This is a genomic window from Gracilibacillus kekensis, from assembly GCF_900143085.1.
GTDB lineage: Bacteria > Bacillota > Bacilli > Bacillales > Amphibacillaceae > Gracilibacillus > Gracilibacillus kekensis.
Genome location: NZ_FRCZ01000003.1, coordinates 222,866 through 237,945, shown reverse-complemented (window position 1 = coordinate 237,945; position 15,080 = coordinate 222,866). Strand labels below are relative to the sequence as shown.

Genomic DNA, 15,080 nt, shown 5'->3' with positions numbered 1-15,080 from the left:
GTTGCACTTGTGCCCGTGGTAAAAGGGAAGTGGACAGCCGGAGCGGTGGATTCAGATACACTACATTTCAAAATTACTAGTTTGATAACAAATGCCTTGATACCGCTGTTTATATGCTTTCCTACCTTATAAAACAAAACGCTTGCGGATTATACCGCAAGCGTTACACCATTTCCACTGTGTAAATAATAAGGATAACTCCCTAATACCGATACTTTACAACCTAATGATTCCATTTCTGTGATGGCATTCGGTATTAACACTTCATCCATTTTCTGTTCAATATCAATTAAGAAATAATAATTTCCCAAGCCCGTTTTCATTGGCCGGGATTCTATTTTAGATAGGTTTAAATTACGCCATGCAAAGGCAGATAAAACTTGATGCAATGCACCAGGTTGATCAGAAGGCAAAGTGATCGTCACTGTCGTTTTATAACCTTTTTCTTCAAGTTTATTGGATGTTAACTCACTTTGATCTTTATGTAAAACAACGAAGCGAGTATGATTATTATCAAAATCATGAATATCTTTTTTGACAATTGAAAGTCCATATTCTTTGGCCGCTAGGTGATTCGCGATAGCTGCGATACGCTGCTCAGGATGCTTACTTACAAACTCTGCTGCTGCACCAGTTGAAGTCATCGACTGGGCTGGGACAGTCTCTAATTCCTTCCGTAAAAAACGGTGACACTGTGCAATTGCATGAGAATGAGAATAAATTGTTTCTAGAGATTCCCATTTTTCAACATTATCTGGATGCACCATTAAATGTTGACGGATTGGAACAATCACTTCGCTAACTATTTTTATTTTTTCAGCTTGAATTAAATAGTCCAATGTTATATTTACAGTACCCTCAATTGCATTTTCTAAAGGTAAAACAGCATAAGTTACCTCGTCATTTACAACAGCATCAATACATTCAGGAATCGTACTGTAACCATTTTTTACCTCACCATTAAACATTGAATCCACCGCTATTTTGGTGAAAGTACCTTTTGGCCCTAAATATCCGATTGTTTCTGTCATCGCTTGCTCCCCCTAAAGTTTCGCTATCAATTGGATGTCTGATTAAAGTATCTTTATGAAACACCTGAACTTAAAATTTCAACTTGGTTAACGAATTCAATTTGTTTAAGATCGTACAATAGTTGATCAATTTCTATTGTTATTCCATTTGTATTTAAGGATAAAGTGACGTTTGCTTTTCCATGTATCGGTATCGTTTGATGAATAGTTAGAATGTTACAACCTGCTTGTGCAACCACAGATAATAAATGTGATAAAGCGCCTGTTTGATCTTCTAGGTGAAAAAATAATGTAATCATCTGTTCTTTCACCATGTGTTGAAATGGAAAAACAGCGTCACGATATTTATAAAAAACACTGCGAGACACTCCAACCTGACGTGCCGCTTCATGAATCGAATCTACTTTTTGGCTTTCCAATAACTTTTTGGCCTCCAACGTCTTCTTCATACCGTCGGGCAGAAAATCTTCTCTTACTAAATAGAACTTTTCTTTTTTCGCAGACATCCCTATTCCCCTTTATTTAACCGGATGATCACGCTTCAAAGCATCTCTACTATTATTCCATAAACTCGAATTCATAATCAAGTAGTCGAACGGTATCGCCATCCTCTGCGCCTCTTTTTCTCAACGCCTCATCGACTCCCATACCTCGTAATTGTCTGGAAAAACGTTGGACAGATTCATCACGACTAAAATCAGTCATTTTAAATAACTTCTCAATTTTATCTCCATATAATACATAAGCTCCATCAGGATCTCTTGTAATGGAGAAAGCTTTTTCTTCTTTTTCAAATCGGTAGACAACTCGATCTTCTTTTTCTTCAATCGGCTGATAATTTTTCGGTATTTCCTCTAGCTTATTGGCTACTTCAAATAATAAGTCACGTATACCAGTTTTAGTTACCGTTGAAATTGGAAAAATCGGATATTCTTCTTCTAATTGTTCCTTGAAAAAGGCAAGATGCTCCTCTGCTTCAGGTAAATCCATTTTATTAGCAACTATGATCATCGGGCGTTCTAACAATGTTGGATCATATTGCTCTAATTCTTTATTAATTGTCACGAAGTCGTCATAAGGATCACGACCTTCAGTTGAAGCCATATCCAGAACATGTAAAATAACACGTGTTCTTTCTACATGTCGTAAAAATTGATGTCCTAGTCCAATTCCTTCGTGTGCACCTTCTATTAATCCTGGCAAATCAGCTAAAACAAAACTACGCTGATCTGCTGTATCTACAACCCCAAGGTTAGGAGCTAGAGTGGTAAAATGGTAATCCGCAATTTTGGGTCTGGCAGCACTTACAGTTGATAATAGTGTGGACTTACCGACACTTGGAAATCCGACTAAACCAACATCAGCAATTAATTTTAATTCAATTTGAATATCTCGTTCTACACCTGGTTCGCCATTCTCAGCAATTTCTGGCGCAGGATTTCTGGGAGAGGCAAAACGAATGTTACCTCTTCCTCCTCTTCCGCCTTTAGCGATCACTGCTCGTTGTTTATGTTCAATTAAATCGGCAATCGCTTCCCCTGTTGCCACATCACGAACCGTCGTACCAGGTGGAACAGGTAACACTAGTGGATCAGTGTTTTTTCCATGCATGCCTTTACTCATACCGTTCTCGCCACGTTTTGCTTTAAAATGCCTTTGATAGCGGAAATCCATTAATGTATTTAAACCCTCATCAACTTCAAAGACGATATCACCACCATTTCCACCGTCTCCGCCAGCAGGTCCCCCCATTGGAACATATATCTCACGGCGGAAGGCAACCATACCATTCCCACCATCACCAGCTTTTACATATACTTTTACCTGATCGACAAACATGTTGTCTCACCTTCTTTCGTTATTCTTGCCATTCGATACGTAATAGTTTCTCTTCTTTTACTTCATTAATAAATGGTAATGATTGTAACTCCTGTTTTAGTGCGGATAAATCATTCCAGTCCAAATCGAAGGTTAAGTGAATATGTATCGTATGATTCACTTTTTTAAAAATAAGCGTGCCGTTATATTGATGATATTCCTTCTGGTAGGAAGGTAATATTTGAAATATCTTTTGTATTTTAGATAACAAAGCATCATCATCGATAAATAGAGTCTCTTGATCCATTAAAGATTGAAATTGCAGTTCAAAAGCGTCAGATCTCCAGTTTAATTGATAGAGCCACACAAACGTTTTTGGTATGTTGAGGCGATCTAATCCACGTTCCTGGTTTGATCTTTCTATAATATCGGTTATCTTACTTTGAATTTTATCTAATTTCCCCAATTGAGCATAGCCTAAAATCAGTTGTAAATCATTTAACCAATCATGTCGATAATGACGCAACATTTCGACTACATCTTGTTCTTTCAAACCGCTCACTCCTCACACAATAAGCAAATTATAGCACATTAAAGCTATTGTTTCATCTATATGTATAAAAGCTTTGTTACTTTATCTAAAAAAAACCGGGAAAGCCCTCCCGATCTTTTTAGTGGTAATTTTGAAATGTTTGATAGATTTAAAATCCGCTACGGCTTGCCCATTTCGCTTTCCGGGGGGCGTGTCTTCAGCTAACTTTTGTAAAGAAGTTCACTTTACAAAAGTGGATCTTCAGATCACGCTGATCCCCCAGGAGTCGAAGTGGGCGCCTACGCTAATTATTGCGCTACACTGGGTGTAAGTAGTAAAATGGCGACTTTTACTTCATATTGTTCATAAACCTCAACAAGTTAGCTGTCACAATCGTTGTAGAACCACTTTATAGCGTAGGCCGTCCGCTTCCACTCCTATGGCATCTGTTTTACCTGAAGATCCACTTTTTTGAGCGGTTTGTTCTCGAAAAAGTTAGCTGAAGGGAAAACGACATGGAAAGGGAAGTAGACAGTCGGAGCGGTGCATTCATATACACTACATTTCAAAATGACTACTTTGATAACAAAAGTCTTGATACCGCTGATTATATACTTTCCTTGATTACAAAACAAAAGGCTCTAACCTCAAAAGATTAGAGCCTTTTTTGATATCCTTATGCAGGATATACACTAACTTTTTTACGATCGCGTCCAAGGCGTTCGAATTTAACTACACCATCTGTTTTAGCATAAAGTGTGTCATCTCCACCACGGCCAACGTTTACACCTGGGTAAATTTTAGTACCGCGTTGACGATAAAGGATTGAACCACCAGAAACGATTTGACCGTCCGCACGTTTAGCACCTAAACGTTTAGACTCAGAGTCACGACCGTTTTTTGTACTACCTACACCTTTTTTCGTTGCGAAAAACTGTAAATCTAGACGTAACATGTTTTTGCACCTCCTTATTTTTCAGAGATGGATATATATTGACCATAATCCTGCTCAACGGTTTGTAAAGAGACTACCATTCCTTCGAATAACAATGATACTTTATTTAAAAGTGAATCATTGTTGAGATCAGGAACAATAACTTTTAAAAATCCGCCTTCATCGCCAGCCTGGTCAATGTCCAAATCAATCTCACATAACGCAAACACTGCATTGACAGCCCCAAATGTAATTCCAGAAACAGCTGCACAAACTAAGTCATGCCCTTCTGGACCACTTTCTGCATGTCCTGTCAGTGTAAATGATTTAATATACGATTGCTCACGTTCAATTGTCACGTTAATCATAAAACAAAAACCTTACGCATTGATTTTTTCAATTGTAAGTTTTGTATATGGCTGACGGTGACCTTGTTTACGTGAATAGTTTTTCTTTGGCTTGTACTTGAATACAGTAATTTTCTTTTGACGGCCTTGTTTTTCTACCTTAGCAGTTACAGAAGCTCCATCAACGTATGGAGTACCAAACTTAGCGTCATCTCCACCTACTGCAAGTACTTTATCAAGTGTTACAGATTCACCAGCTTCAGCAGCTAGCTTTTCTACGTAAATTACTTGACCTTCTTCTACTTTTACTTGTTTTCCACCAGTTTCAATAATAGCGTACATTCTCTTGCACCTCCTCATATAACTCAGACTCGCCATACAGGTAGCTTTTTAACCAGCTTTTAAAACCTGTTCTGCGCGGTTGTAGTAGCGGGTGCTACATAAACAACATGACGATCTTACCATATTTCACAGTAACCTGTCAATCACTTTTTCCTTATTCTCCTTGATATAACCCTCTATCAAAGGATTACTTCCAGAACGGATCACGTGATACCCGTTACAGCTTTCGTCTAACTGCCAATAGAGATTATAATGTATTTTAGCTTCTATCCATTCTTTCAGATTACGCATAAAAAATGATGCCACTTCATGATTACAACTTATTATCAGACTTTCGATGTTTGAATTATTCCAGCCAATTAATTCACGTTCCAACTGATAAGCAACTGTTTCTGTTGATAACGGATGTTGAAGACGAGAGGAATAATTAGTTAGTAATTGGAGTAAACCCGTTCGTTCTCTTTTTCTTGTTATTTCCATTAAACCGAGCCGTGTAAAGCCAAATACTTCTGTGCTTATTGGGTCTTCTTTTAAGGCGGCTTTCATTTGTTTTAGGAGAGCTGTTTCTTCTTTTTTACCCATTTTTAAAAAGTCGATCATGATTATTCCTGATAAATTACGCTTTTGAATTTCCTCTGCACAATAAGGAATGGCTTGTTGATTAATGAGAAAAACTGTATCTTGTTTATTTTGTCGGCTTGAAAATCTACTACTATCAATATCAATTACTGTTAAGGCTTCTGTTTGTTCAATACTGAGAGTGATACCATTCGGCGTCCGTACCACAGGTTCAATAGCTTCTATCAACCAATGTTGCATATCTTTACCAGCAATTTGGTTCTCTTCTTTTCTAACCCTCATCTTATCAGATAACTTTGGAAAGGCCACTTGCATGTTTTGAAGTGTTTTACGATTATCAAAAGTTATATCATCAAATTCCATACTTTGATATTGACTTAACATCTGCTCTGGCACTAAAGGAACTTGAAATAGTAAAGCTGGTGCTTTTTTAGCTTTGGCGAGATCTTTGAATTCCTGCCAGCGATTCCTTGCATTGTTAAGTTCTTGTTTCAATTCTTCCTCTGTGGTCTTTTCGATACTAGTGCGTAAAATTAAACCTTCATAATCTAATAGCACTTCTTTCATAACTTGCTTGTACTGATCTGCTATAGTATTGGATAATTTCTTGGAAACTGCAATATGACTGCCATACGGTAAGTAAACGATATGTGACGCTGTAAGTGTAATGTTTGCAGATAAGCGTGGCCCTTTATCTTGGTATGCTTCCTTCACTACCTGTACAATTATACTAGCGCCATCTGTTAATTGATCAGACTTATTCTTTAACAAAGGTATTTCTTTTAATGGTAAGAATCCTACCTTATTTAAACCAATGTCAATAAATGCTGCTTGAATACTTCGATCCACGTTACGTACCTTTCCAAGATAAATAGAACCTAACCGTGCCTCATCCGTAATTCGATCAATAAAGATATCCTTACATTGCTGATCTTCAAATAAGAATCCAATTTTTTCTGATAAACTTGTATGGAAATGTAATTTTTTCATTTTTTTCTCTTCCTAGCTTGTAATTAGTTGTTCCATGCGTGCATGAACGTTTTTATTCTCAAAATAATTGTGTAAACATTGCTTTTCTGTTAAAAGGTGTATGTTTCCATGTTTATCGTACATTTTAATTTGATGAAAAGTATCCCTTTTAAATAAACGGAAAACATCGATCAAACGAATATCTGTTGATACTTCTAATATTTGCACTTTTGGAAAATAGGTGACTTCACTATAACGATTCCATAGAAACCGCCACCATTTATAATATCTTTGTTTCCATTCTAATCGATTTTCCAAAATAAAAAAAATCATAAGTAAACAAAAACTTAAAGAAAACCAATCCAGCAGATAAACCAATACACTTACACCAACAATACTAACCAAAGATATCGAAATCATCCATTGATGGGAGACCTGGTAAGAAAAAAAAGAATCCAAACATAGCTGGACAAGCTTTCCGCCATCAAGTGGCCATATAGGCAACAGATTTCCAATAAGTATAAATGTATTGTAGTGATAGGCTAAAGCGATCGTTGAGTCTGGTAATAGGTTCGTATATTCCATTACATACAGAAAGATAAAGATAATAATATGTTGCATCGGCCCCGCGATGGTAACAAGCCATTCTTCTTTAAGAGGTCTTGCCCCATATTCATCTGTTTCCATGACTCCTCCAAAAACCCATAAAAAAATGCGCCGAATTCGCCAATTAAAATACCGCGCACAACTATAATGTCCCAGTTCATGTATGAGAACGATAAAAAAGATAACCATTAATTCAACTAACATCCCTGTCGCAATCGAAAGAAAAATAAAGAAAAATAAAATAGGATGAATATGAATCGGTGGTAGTCTAAGGTTGCTCATCAACTTGTATCACCTGAATTGGGTCTAAAAACGCATTATTTTTTTCAATTGCAAAATACATTGCGACATCTGTTTCTTCTGGTTGATAACTGCCGATTTGCTGGTTGGCGCGTATGGATTGATAGGAGTGTACATTGAGATCTGTTAAATTCCCATAAATGGACTTACTTTGATCAGGGTGCTGAATAACTACAGTTTTTCCTGTTTCTCGATGGTTACCTGCAAAAAGTACCGTTCCAGCATCCACTGCAATGACCTCTGTTTCATCATTAGAAGAGATCAAAATTCCTTCACCATTTTCTTGAAAAGTCTGACTTATTTGACCAGATACTGGTAGTGCGGTTGGCTTATAATCTTCTCTACTTCCCAGATCTGCCTCAAGTGCAAACGGTGCTCCAAACCTTGCCTGATACCATTGATTTACAGTTGCAAAAGGAAATTCCTCAGTCATTGCATAGTTTGTCCAATTTTTGGGTTGTTCAAGTAACTTATGATCCGTTGAAACAGAAACCATTGTAATGAAAAATATAATGGTAGCAGTCACACTTTTCACTAAAAAAGGGCGTAAGTAGGTCGATTCATCCTTTCCACCTTGATATTGATTCATAGATGGCGAGAATCCATGCCGTTCTTCATCTTCAACCGAATTCCGATTAAAAAATGACGTGTTTTTCATTTGTGATAATTTAGTCGAAGAGATTTTCTTTTTTGATAGTTTTCGTCTTGAAATATTTTGGCGTATTTGTGAAAGATTATTCTTTTTCATCAGCATCCATTCCTTTTCCCAACGTTTGTACAAGTATATGTGGACAACCATAGGAATATGAACAGATACTACGATTTAACGAAAAACACTTTAAAACTAAACTGCGAAGTAAGAGTCGTGATAATTTTGAAATGAATTGTCTATTAGTTATCCGCTCCGGCTGCCCACTTCCCTGTCCATGGGGTTTTCCCTTCAGCTAACTTTATCAAGCATAGACCGCTTGAAAAAGTGGATCTTCAGGTAAAACATTCCCACAGGAGTGAAAGTGGGCGACCTACGCTATAAATAGGTTCTACAACGATTTTAACAGTTATAAACTTAGCCTTTATAAACATGACGAGATAGGTAGTCATTATCCTAACTCTTGCATCCACTGTAGATTTTTATCCAGCGCAGGCGTCCACTTCGACTCCTGGGGGATTAGCATGATCTGAAGATCCACTTTGAAAAGTGTTTTTCTTTTCAAAGTTAGCTGAAGAGCATGCCCCCCGGAAATCGAAGTGGGCAAGCCGTAGCGGCTGTTACGCACATACTTTCATTCAAAATTACCACTCTGCTTATTGCTCAGATTTTGTCTAATATAAATAAAACTGGGCGTTGATCGCCCAGTTTTGATTATTTCTGTATGCCGAATGCTTTTTTTACTTTATCGATAAATGTTTCTTTCTTTTCTAAAGATAACAATGGAACAGACTCTCCCAAAATTCTCCTTGCAATATTACGATACGCAATGGATGCTTTTGTATTTGGTTGAAAGGCAACAGGTTCTCCATGATTAGATGCTTTTATTACATCATCATCATCCGCTACAATGCCTAATAAATCAATGGATAATACTTGGACAATTTCATCGACATCAAGCATGTCACCACTTTTAACCATATGATTTCGAATACGATTCACTACTAAGTGAGGTGGTTCAATATCCTCTTGTTCTAATAATCCAATAATTCGATCTGCATCTCGTACACTTGATTTTTCAGGTGTAGTAACAACAATCGCCTTATCAGCCCCTGCAACTGCATTTTTATAGCCTTGTTCAATCCCTGCTGGACAATCTATTAATATGTAATCGTAATCTGGTTTTAATTCGTCTATTATTTCTACCATACCTTCCGGTGTTAAAGCTGACTTGTCGCTTGTTTGTGCAGCAGGAAGTAAATATAAACAATCAAAACGCTTGTCTTTAATTAACGCTTGAGAAATTTTACATCTTTTCTCTAACACGTCGACAATGTCATAAATAATGCGATTTTCTAATCCCATTATAACGTCTAAATTTCTTAAACCTATATCCGTGTCAATTAAACATACCTTCTTGTCTAGTAATGCTAATGAAGTTCCTAGATTTGCAGTAGTGGTCGTTTTACCGACACCACCCTTGCCTGAAGTAATAACAATTGCTTCACCCATTCATAATTCTCCTTTCAAAAGCATTTAGTTGTGGCCGAGATTTTACTAAAGAACTGATTCGATCCATTATAATTTGTTCACCATCTTTTTCGATAAAACCACATTCCATTGGGACACCTTCTTTATCTGAATCTGGTGATCTACTAATAATTTCAGCTATCCTTAATTGACTTGGAGCCATATAAGAAGCAGCAATTACAGCTTCTCTGTTTCCTTTTGCCCCAGCATGTGCAATTCCTCTTAAATTCCCTAAAACAAATATGTTTCCTGTTGCAATAATTTTCCCTCCTGGATTTACGTCTCCTATTAACAATACATCACTGTTAACTTCAAGTACTTGTCCAGAACGAACCACCTTATTATGTAACTTTATATCTGTTTCTTCCTTCCAGTTAAGAGCTTCTTCCTTAAGAATTACATTAGAAACTATTTGATCAACTACTAATTTATTATGTTTTCGTGTAATTTCAAGCAATGCTTGCTCTTGCTCTCTCGTAATGTAGCGATTACCTAGTTTGATTTTCACTGTAATTAGTGGTTCATCTACTGTTACATGCTTTGCAGATAGAATCTCATCCAATTCAATAAGAAGCTCGTCCCACGAACAGTTATCATTCATAAATAGGGTCAGACCGTCTCTTGTCCCCTTGATTGTAATCCATTTATTCGTTGTCACAAGTTTTCAACCCCTTAAAACGATCACTACAGATATTCAATCCGACCGTTCAAATTTAATGAACGACCATTTCTGTAATCTTTTAGCAAAAGCGATATATATAAACAAGCCAGCGATTAAATTCCAAACCCCACTTGGAATCAATCTGTTATGCCAATAAAATTCCCAACTTAATTGGTGTATTTGAATAATATTATATAGGAAAAAAATCAAAATGTCTGTAGTAATTACCCCAAAAACTGTCATCAGCATTGCAATTAAAAAATTGGATTGCAACACTTTCATAAAGACTCTGATAATATATAAAACCAATGTATACGCAAATACATAGACCCCAATTACATCGGTATAGACAATATCTACGATCAAAGAAAAGATAATAGATAACGCAATTGCATAAAAAGTAGTTATTTTTTCAAAATAAATAGTAACATATATTAAAAACAAAAACATAAAATGGGAAACGATCATCCAATCATCTGCGAATAAGGACACGTTGATTAAGGATAATGTTCCTTCCAGTATTACTAGAATAAAGCAAATAATTGCAATTAGAAAGGGGATCATGTTTTTCATGATTCACCCTCCTCGACTTGCTCATCAACGGTTGGCATATTCCGATCGATTACAATCACATGATTTAATTGTTCTAAATCTGCTGAAGGTTTTACATGGGCAATACTAGTTAGTTCATAGCGATCTGCTTGTACTTCTACAATTTCACCGATCTCCAGTCCTTTAGGAAAAACTCCGCCTAAACCAGAAGAAAAAACATACTGACCTTTAGATAATTCTTGATTTTTTTCATTTAATTCTAATAACAAATGTTCCGATTCCTCATCATAACCGACAATAAAACCAGAGATATCTGTTTTTGCATCTTCTACATCGACATTTACAGAAATTCTGTTAGTTCGGTCAAAACCATTTAGTAATAATACAGTTGACGTAAATGGAGAACTGTTTTGCACCTTTCCTATCATACCTTTACCGGTAATCACTGCCATGTTAGGTTCAACACCATTTTGTGTTCCTTTATTAATTGTTATTTGTTTAAACCATTGATCTTTACTTTTAGCTATCACAGATGCTTGTATGGAATTAAAGCTCTGTAAAAAATCTGAATCGGTTTTCTCTAAAGTTTCCTTTAATTCATTTATTTCCTTTGATAATTCTTGATTTTCATATTCTAATTGACGCATCTCTTCTAAACTGGATTTTAACTTTTGATTTTCACGGTAGACATTTCTAATTTCTTTGACATTATTTGCAAAAGTTGTGGTAAAAGAAATTGGTTGATTAACAACTTCTTGTACCCAGCCTACTGTGTCATGAATAAAATCTTCTATGATTGTTAATTCAGATCGTTCTCTTAACGAAAAACCAATTAATCCTACAATAATTATCAAGGAAATTAAAAATATAAATAAACGCTTTTTTTTATAAAACATGATAACACCTTCTTAATCCGATAAGTGTTGCACCCCAACATTTGGATGGGCCCGGAAATGTTCAATATATTCAAGAGATTGTCCTGTTCCTATAGCTACGCTGTCTAAAGGTTCGTCTGCAACAAACACTGGCATTTTTGTTTCATCACTAATTACTTTATCCAATTCTTTTAAAAGTGCTCCACCGCCAGAGAGAACAATACCCCGATCCATTATATCGGCAGCTAATTCTGGTGGTGTTCGTTCAAGTGTAACTTTGACTGCTTGTATTATAGAATCTACCGTATCTTTTAATGCGGAAGCAACTTCTGAAGCAGAAATACTAATTGTTTTAGGTAAACCTGTCAGTAAATCACGTCCACGTATATCCATTTCCACTTTTTCCGCAGAGGGCTTTGCTGAAGCAATATCCATTTTGATGGATTCTGCAGATCGTTCACCTATCATTAGGTTATACGTTCTTTTCACATATTGAATGATTGCTTCATCCATATCATCACCAGCAGTTCGAATGGACTCACTAGTTACAATCCCGCCTAGTGAAATGACAGCTACTTCTGTTGTTCCTCCACCAATATCTACAATCATACTTCCGGTTGGCTCCCAAACAGGTAAACCTGCTCCAATAGCTGCAGCAAATGGTTCAGCAATTGGAAAAGCATCTTTTGCTCCAGCCGCTTTTGCCGCGTCAATGACAGCCCGCTCTTCTACCATTGTAATACCTGATGGCACACAAACCATTACATTTGGTTTTTTAGCAAAGCTTGAACGATTCTTTTGTGCTAGTTTTATATAATACTTCATCATTGAAGCAGTTGTATCATAATCTGCAATCACTCCGTCCTTCATTGGACGAATTACTGAAATATTCCCTGGTGTACGGCCAATCATATTTCTAGCGTCACCACCTACTGCTTCGATTGCTCCTGTTGACTTATTGATAGCAACAACGGAAGGTTCACGTACAACAACTCCTTTACCTTTAATAAATACTAATGTATTTGCTGTACCTAAATCAATTCCTAAATCTTGCGAAAAACTAAATAATCCCAATCTTTTTCTTCCTCTCACCCATAATTATACAAATAGTTACTTCCGTATTTTATGCTTTTATTTGCTTTCTATCAAGCATTTATTTATTTTCATTAGAAAAACACAGCATTCGCCTCGTCTCTTAGCGAATGCCGAAGTTTTTCTTCTACTTTGTACATTCATATTTTTTCCCTTCATTGAACTACTTCATCGCTAAATTTTATGACTTTCCTAACGTACAATAATAAGCGCCAATATACAAGCAATCTTGTATATGGCGCTTTAAAAGCTTGTTGCCTTTATTATACTGAATTTTTTTAAAAATAGATAGTGCTATAAGTACCCTTTTTCTTTTAATGAAATAAATTTATGATCCCCGATAATTAAATGATCCAATAGCTCGATTCCTATCATTTTACCACTTTCTAACAAACGCTTAGTGACATGAATATCTTCTTGAGATGGTGAAGGATCGCCACTGGGATGATTATGAGCGCAAATAATAGAGGCCGCAGATCTTCTGATAGCGTCACGATATACTTCTCGGGGATGGACAATAGAAGCATTTAAACTTCCTATAAAAATAGTTTGTCTGTGTATGACCTGGTTTTTTGTATTCAAAAATAAAACGACAAAATGTTCCTGTTTTAAACGACACATTTCTTCCATTACATAATCAGCACCATCTTCTGGACTTCTAATTACGTATTTTTCTTTCTCCTTAAACTGTTGAATTCTTCTCCCAAATTCAACTGCCGCCAATATATTAACACCTTTAGCCTGTCCAATGCCTTTTATTTCAGTCAATTCTTCAATTGTTACTTCCCTCAGCATACGTAACCCTTCGAAGTGACGTAATACTTTTTCTGCTAATTGATGAACATTTTCCTTTTGTGTCCCTGATCCTAATAGTATAGCTAATAATTCTTGATTAGAGAGAGCGCTTGCGCCATACTCCAATAACCTCTCTCTTGGCCGGTCTTCTTTTGGAACATCCTTCATTTTAATCGAGGTAATTTCCAACTACTTCAGCCTCCTTCACTGTAATATACTCTATTGTAATGAGAAGGCTTATCTTCAGCAAACCAAGTAATATTGATTTCTCACCTTTGCTTAGTACACATAATCTGTTTTTTATATAAGAAAAATCATCTATCTTCTGAGGTGACATACTCAATAATATGAAATTGCTTCAATCAGAAGGAGTTTTCAGACTCCCAGCATAAAAGGTAGCAACAGTTATTACTAACAAAGCTTACTTGTTAATGATGAAAACCTGAATTGCAATGATTATGGAAGGTTAAGCCATTATAAATTTTCGTATTGGAATAAGATAGATAACAATTGAACTTGAATAGCTTGCTCTTCATTCAAGTCTTTTAAAATGTCGATTTCAGCTATAATTGCTTGTGATGTTTCTGTAGGTTTTTCTGGTTTTCCCTCTAACCACTCTTCTACTTCGGATAGTTCATTTGTATTTGATATTTGTTCTTCTATATTTGTTTCTAGTGTTTGTAGCCATTCAATATCTTGCTTTGCAACATGAAGTTCATTTGCATTTGTTTGCCATTCTTTACCTGCATAAAATTCTTCTCCAGTTGGGAAATTTGCACTTGCAAATTGCTTAGATCCTTCAAGTGTTGAATTTAGACCTACAAATACATGGAAGCTATCATCACGATGCCATACCATCCCTTTAATTCCTTCAGTACTTAACTCTTGAACTAGTTCTTCTGCTCCGGCCTCCGTAGAAAATACTCCTGCTTGTGTTACAAAAAAATGAAAGTTATGACCTTGATAGGTTTCCGTTTCAGAACTGGTAGTTTCATTTTCTTCATCTGCTTCATCAGACGATGCTGTAACCGCCTGATTATTAGTAGAGTTCGAATCAAAAGTCACTTCTTCCGGATCAATATCAATAAAAATCTTTAACATTAGAAAACCTAAGAAAGAGCCGATTAATATAGCTGTTAAAGCCGACAGAAAGAATGATTTATATCTTTTCCAAAATGTTTGTCTTTTCGGAGAATAAAATGGATCTGAACCTGGTGTATAATTGCGTTTAAATGTTTGATCCTCATCCATAACAGGGTGGTGATTTTCTCTAATATACTCTTCCAAACTTGTTGCATTAGCTTTAGGTTTTTCAGACGGTGGTTGATTTAACTGGATCGAAATTTGCTTTTTATTGTTCACGAAAATCCCTCGTTTCAAATCCTTTTCTATCACCCTATCATATCTATAGTGAGATGTAAGACGACTTTTGTCATAAAACTATTAAAAGATTTCTTCAATTAATGAC

The 15,080-nt window shown here is 36.1% G+C and carries 17 protein-coding genes and 1 other annotated feature; all 17 genes read right to left on the bottom strand.

All coding sequences use genetic code 11. The features are described from left to right. Positions 1–149 precede the first annotated feature (149 nt). Positions 150–1,031, bottom strand: coding sequence for a prephenate dehydratase (gene pheA / locus BUC25_RS09010; protein WP_073201543.1), 882 nt, complete (start codon positions 1,029–1,031; stop codon positions 150–152). A 53-nt stretch (positions 1,032–1,084) separates the two neighbouring features. Beyond that, positions 1,085–1,537 (bottom strand): ACT domain-containing protein, encoded by a 453-nt coding sequence (locus BUC25_RS09005; protein WP_073201542.1) that lies wholly within the window; start codon positions 1,535–1,537, stop codon positions 1,085–1,087. Between the two features lie 52 nt (positions 1,538–1,589). Further along, complete coding sequence (gene obgE / locus BUC25_RS09000; RefSeq protein ID WP_073201541.1) at positions 1,590–2,870, bottom strand: GTPase ObgE; 1,281 nt, start codon at positions 2,868–2,870, stop codon at positions 1,590–1,592. 19 nt (positions 2,871–2,889) lie between these two features. After that, positions 2,890–3,402 (bottom strand): Spo0B domain-containing protein, encoded by a 513-nt coding sequence (locus BUC25_RS08995; protein WP_073201540.1) that lies wholly within the window; start codon positions 3,400–3,402, stop codon positions 2,890–2,892. A 655-nt stretch (positions 3,403–4,057) separates the two neighbouring features. Further along, entirely contained in the window at positions 4,058–4,336 is a 279-nt protein-coding gene (gene rpmA, locus BUC25_RS08990; RefSeq protein WP_073201539.1) for a 50S ribosomal protein L27, read from the bottom strand. 14 nt (positions 4,337–4,350) lie between these two features. Further along, on the bottom strand, positions 4,351–4,683 hold the full coding sequence (locus BUC25_RS08985; RefSeq protein ID WP_073201538.1) for a ribosomal-processing cysteine protease Prp: 333 nt from the start codon (positions 4,681–4,683) through the stop codon (positions 4,351–4,353). 12 nt (positions 4,684–4,695) lie between these two features. Continuing rightward, complete coding sequence (gene rplU, locus BUC25_RS08980; RefSeq protein ID WP_058307251.1) at positions 4,696–5,004, bottom strand: 50S ribosomal protein L21; 309 nt, start codon at positions 5,002–5,004, stop codon at positions 4,696–4,698. Between the two features lie 15 nt (positions 5,005–5,019). Then, positions 5,020–5,095: a sequence feature (ribosomal protein L21 leader region), on the bottom strand. Positions 5,096–5,130: 35 nt separating this feature from the next. Then, the gene (locus BUC25_RS08975) at positions 5,131–6,573 is read right to left on the bottom strand and encodes a ribonuclease E/G (RefSeq protein WP_073201537.1); all 1,443 of its coding nucleotides are present in this window, start codon (positions 6,571–6,573) and stop codon (positions 5,131–5,133) included. Between the two features lie 12 nt (positions 6,574–6,585). Continuing rightward, positions 6,586–7,440 (bottom strand): site-2 protease family protein, encoded by an 855-nt coding sequence (locus BUC25_RS08970; protein WP_073201536.1) that lies wholly within the window; start codon positions 7,438–7,440, stop codon positions 6,586–6,588. Continuing rightward, entirely contained in the window at positions 7,427–8,206 is a 780-nt protein-coding gene (locus BUC25_RS08965; RefSeq protein WP_073201535.1) for a M23 family metallopeptidase, read from the bottom strand. The genes BUC25_RS08970 and BUC25_RS08965 overlap by 14 nt, the downstream gene beginning before the upstream one ends. A 615-nt stretch (positions 8,207–8,821) precedes the next feature. Then, complete coding sequence (gene minD / locus BUC25_RS08960; protein ID WP_073201534.1) at positions 8,822–9,619, bottom strand: septum site-determining protein MinD; 798 nt, start codon at positions 9,617–9,619, stop codon at positions 8,822–8,824. Then, positions 9,612–10,295, bottom strand: a complete 684-nt coding sequence (gene minC, locus BUC25_RS08955) for a septum site-determining protein MinC (RefSeq protein WP_073201533.1) — start codon at positions 10,293–10,295, stop codon at positions 9,612–9,614. The genes minD and minC overlap by 8 nt, the downstream gene beginning before the upstream one ends. A gap of 36 nt (positions 10,296–10,331) precedes the next feature. Beyond that, positions 10,332–10,871 (bottom strand): rod shape-determining protein MreD, encoded by a 540-nt coding sequence (mreD, locus tag BUC25_RS08950; RefSeq protein ID WP_073201532.1) that lies wholly within the window; start codon positions 10,869–10,871, stop codon positions 10,332–10,334. After that, positions 10,868–11,746 carry a rod shape-determining protein MreC gene (mreC, locus tag BUC25_RS08945; protein WP_073201531.1) on the bottom strand — a complete coding sequence of 293 codons (879 nt, stop codon included), beginning with the start codon at positions 11,744–11,746 and terminating at the stop codon, positions 10,868–10,870. The genes mreD and mreC overlap by 4 nt, the downstream gene beginning before the upstream one ends. A 12-nt stretch (positions 11,747–11,758) precedes the next feature. Continuing rightward, on the bottom strand, positions 11,759–12,799 hold the full coding sequence (locus BUC25_RS08940; protein ID WP_073201530.1) for a rod shape-determining protein: 1,041 nt from the start codon (positions 12,797–12,799) through the stop codon (positions 11,759–11,761). A 312-nt stretch (positions 12,800–13,111) separates the two neighbouring features. After that, positions 13,112–13,780, bottom strand: a complete 669-nt coding sequence (radC, locus tag BUC25_RS08935; protein ID WP_073201762.1) for a RadC family protein — start codon at positions 13,778–13,780, stop codon at positions 13,112–13,114. Between the two features lie 306 nt (positions 13,781–14,086). Continuing rightward, positions 14,087–14,974, bottom strand: coding sequence for an SPOR domain-containing protein (locus BUC25_RS08930; RefSeq protein ID WP_073201529.1), 888 nt, complete (start codon positions 14,972–14,974; stop codon positions 14,087–14,089). Positions 14,975–15,080: the final 106 nt, after the last annotated feature.

Bases quoted from the DNA above. Each gene is read 5' to 3' on its own strand.
- pheA (WP_073201543.1), bottom strand. From the start codon at position 1,031: ATGACAGAAACAATCGGATATTTAGGGCCAAAAGGTACTTTCACCAAA.
- BUC25_RS09005 (WP_073201542.1), bottom strand. From the start codon at position 1,537: ATGTCTGCGAAAAAAGAAAAGTTCTATTTAGTAAGAGAAGATTTTCTG.
- obgE (WP_073201541.1), bottom strand. From the start codon at position 2,870: ATGTTTGTCGATCAGGTAAAAGTATATGTAAAAGCTGGTGATGGTGGG.
- rpmA (WP_073201539.1), bottom strand. From the start codon at position 4,336: ATGTTACGTCTAGATTTACAGTTTTTCGCAACGAAAAAAGGTGTAGGT.
- BUC25_RS08985 (WP_073201538.1), bottom strand. From the start codon at position 4,683: ATGATTAACGTGACAATTGAACGTGAGCAATCGTATATTAAATCATTT.
- rplU (WP_058307251.1), bottom strand. From the start codon at position 5,004: ATGTACGCTATTATTGAAACTGGTGGAAAACAAGTAAAAGTAGAAGAA.
- BUC25_RS08975 (WP_073201537.1), bottom strand. From the start codon at position 6,573: ATGAAAAAATTACATTTCCATACAAGTTTATCAGAAAAAATTGGATTC.
- BUC25_RS08970 (WP_073201536.1), bottom strand. From the start codon at position 7,440: ATGAGCAACCTTAGACTACCACCGATTCATATTCATCCTATTTTATTT.
- BUC25_RS08965 (WP_073201535.1), bottom strand. From the start codon at position 8,206: ATGAAAAAGAATAATCTTTCACAAATACGCCAAAATATTTCAAGACGA.
- minD (WP_073201534.1), bottom strand. From the start codon at position 9,619: ATGGGTGAAGCAATTGTTATTACTTCAGGCAAGGGTGGTGTCGGTAAA.
- mreD (WP_073201532.1), bottom strand. From the start codon at position 10,871: ATGAAAAACATGATCCCCTTTCTAATTGCAATTATTTGCTTTATTCTA.
- mreC (WP_073201531.1), bottom strand. From the start codon at position 11,746: ATGTTTTATAAAAAAAAGCGTTTATTTATATTTTTAATTTCCTTGATA.
- radC (WP_073201762.1), bottom strand. From the start codon at position 13,780: ATGAAGGATGTTCCAAAAGAAGACCGGCCAAGAGAGAGGTTATTGGAG.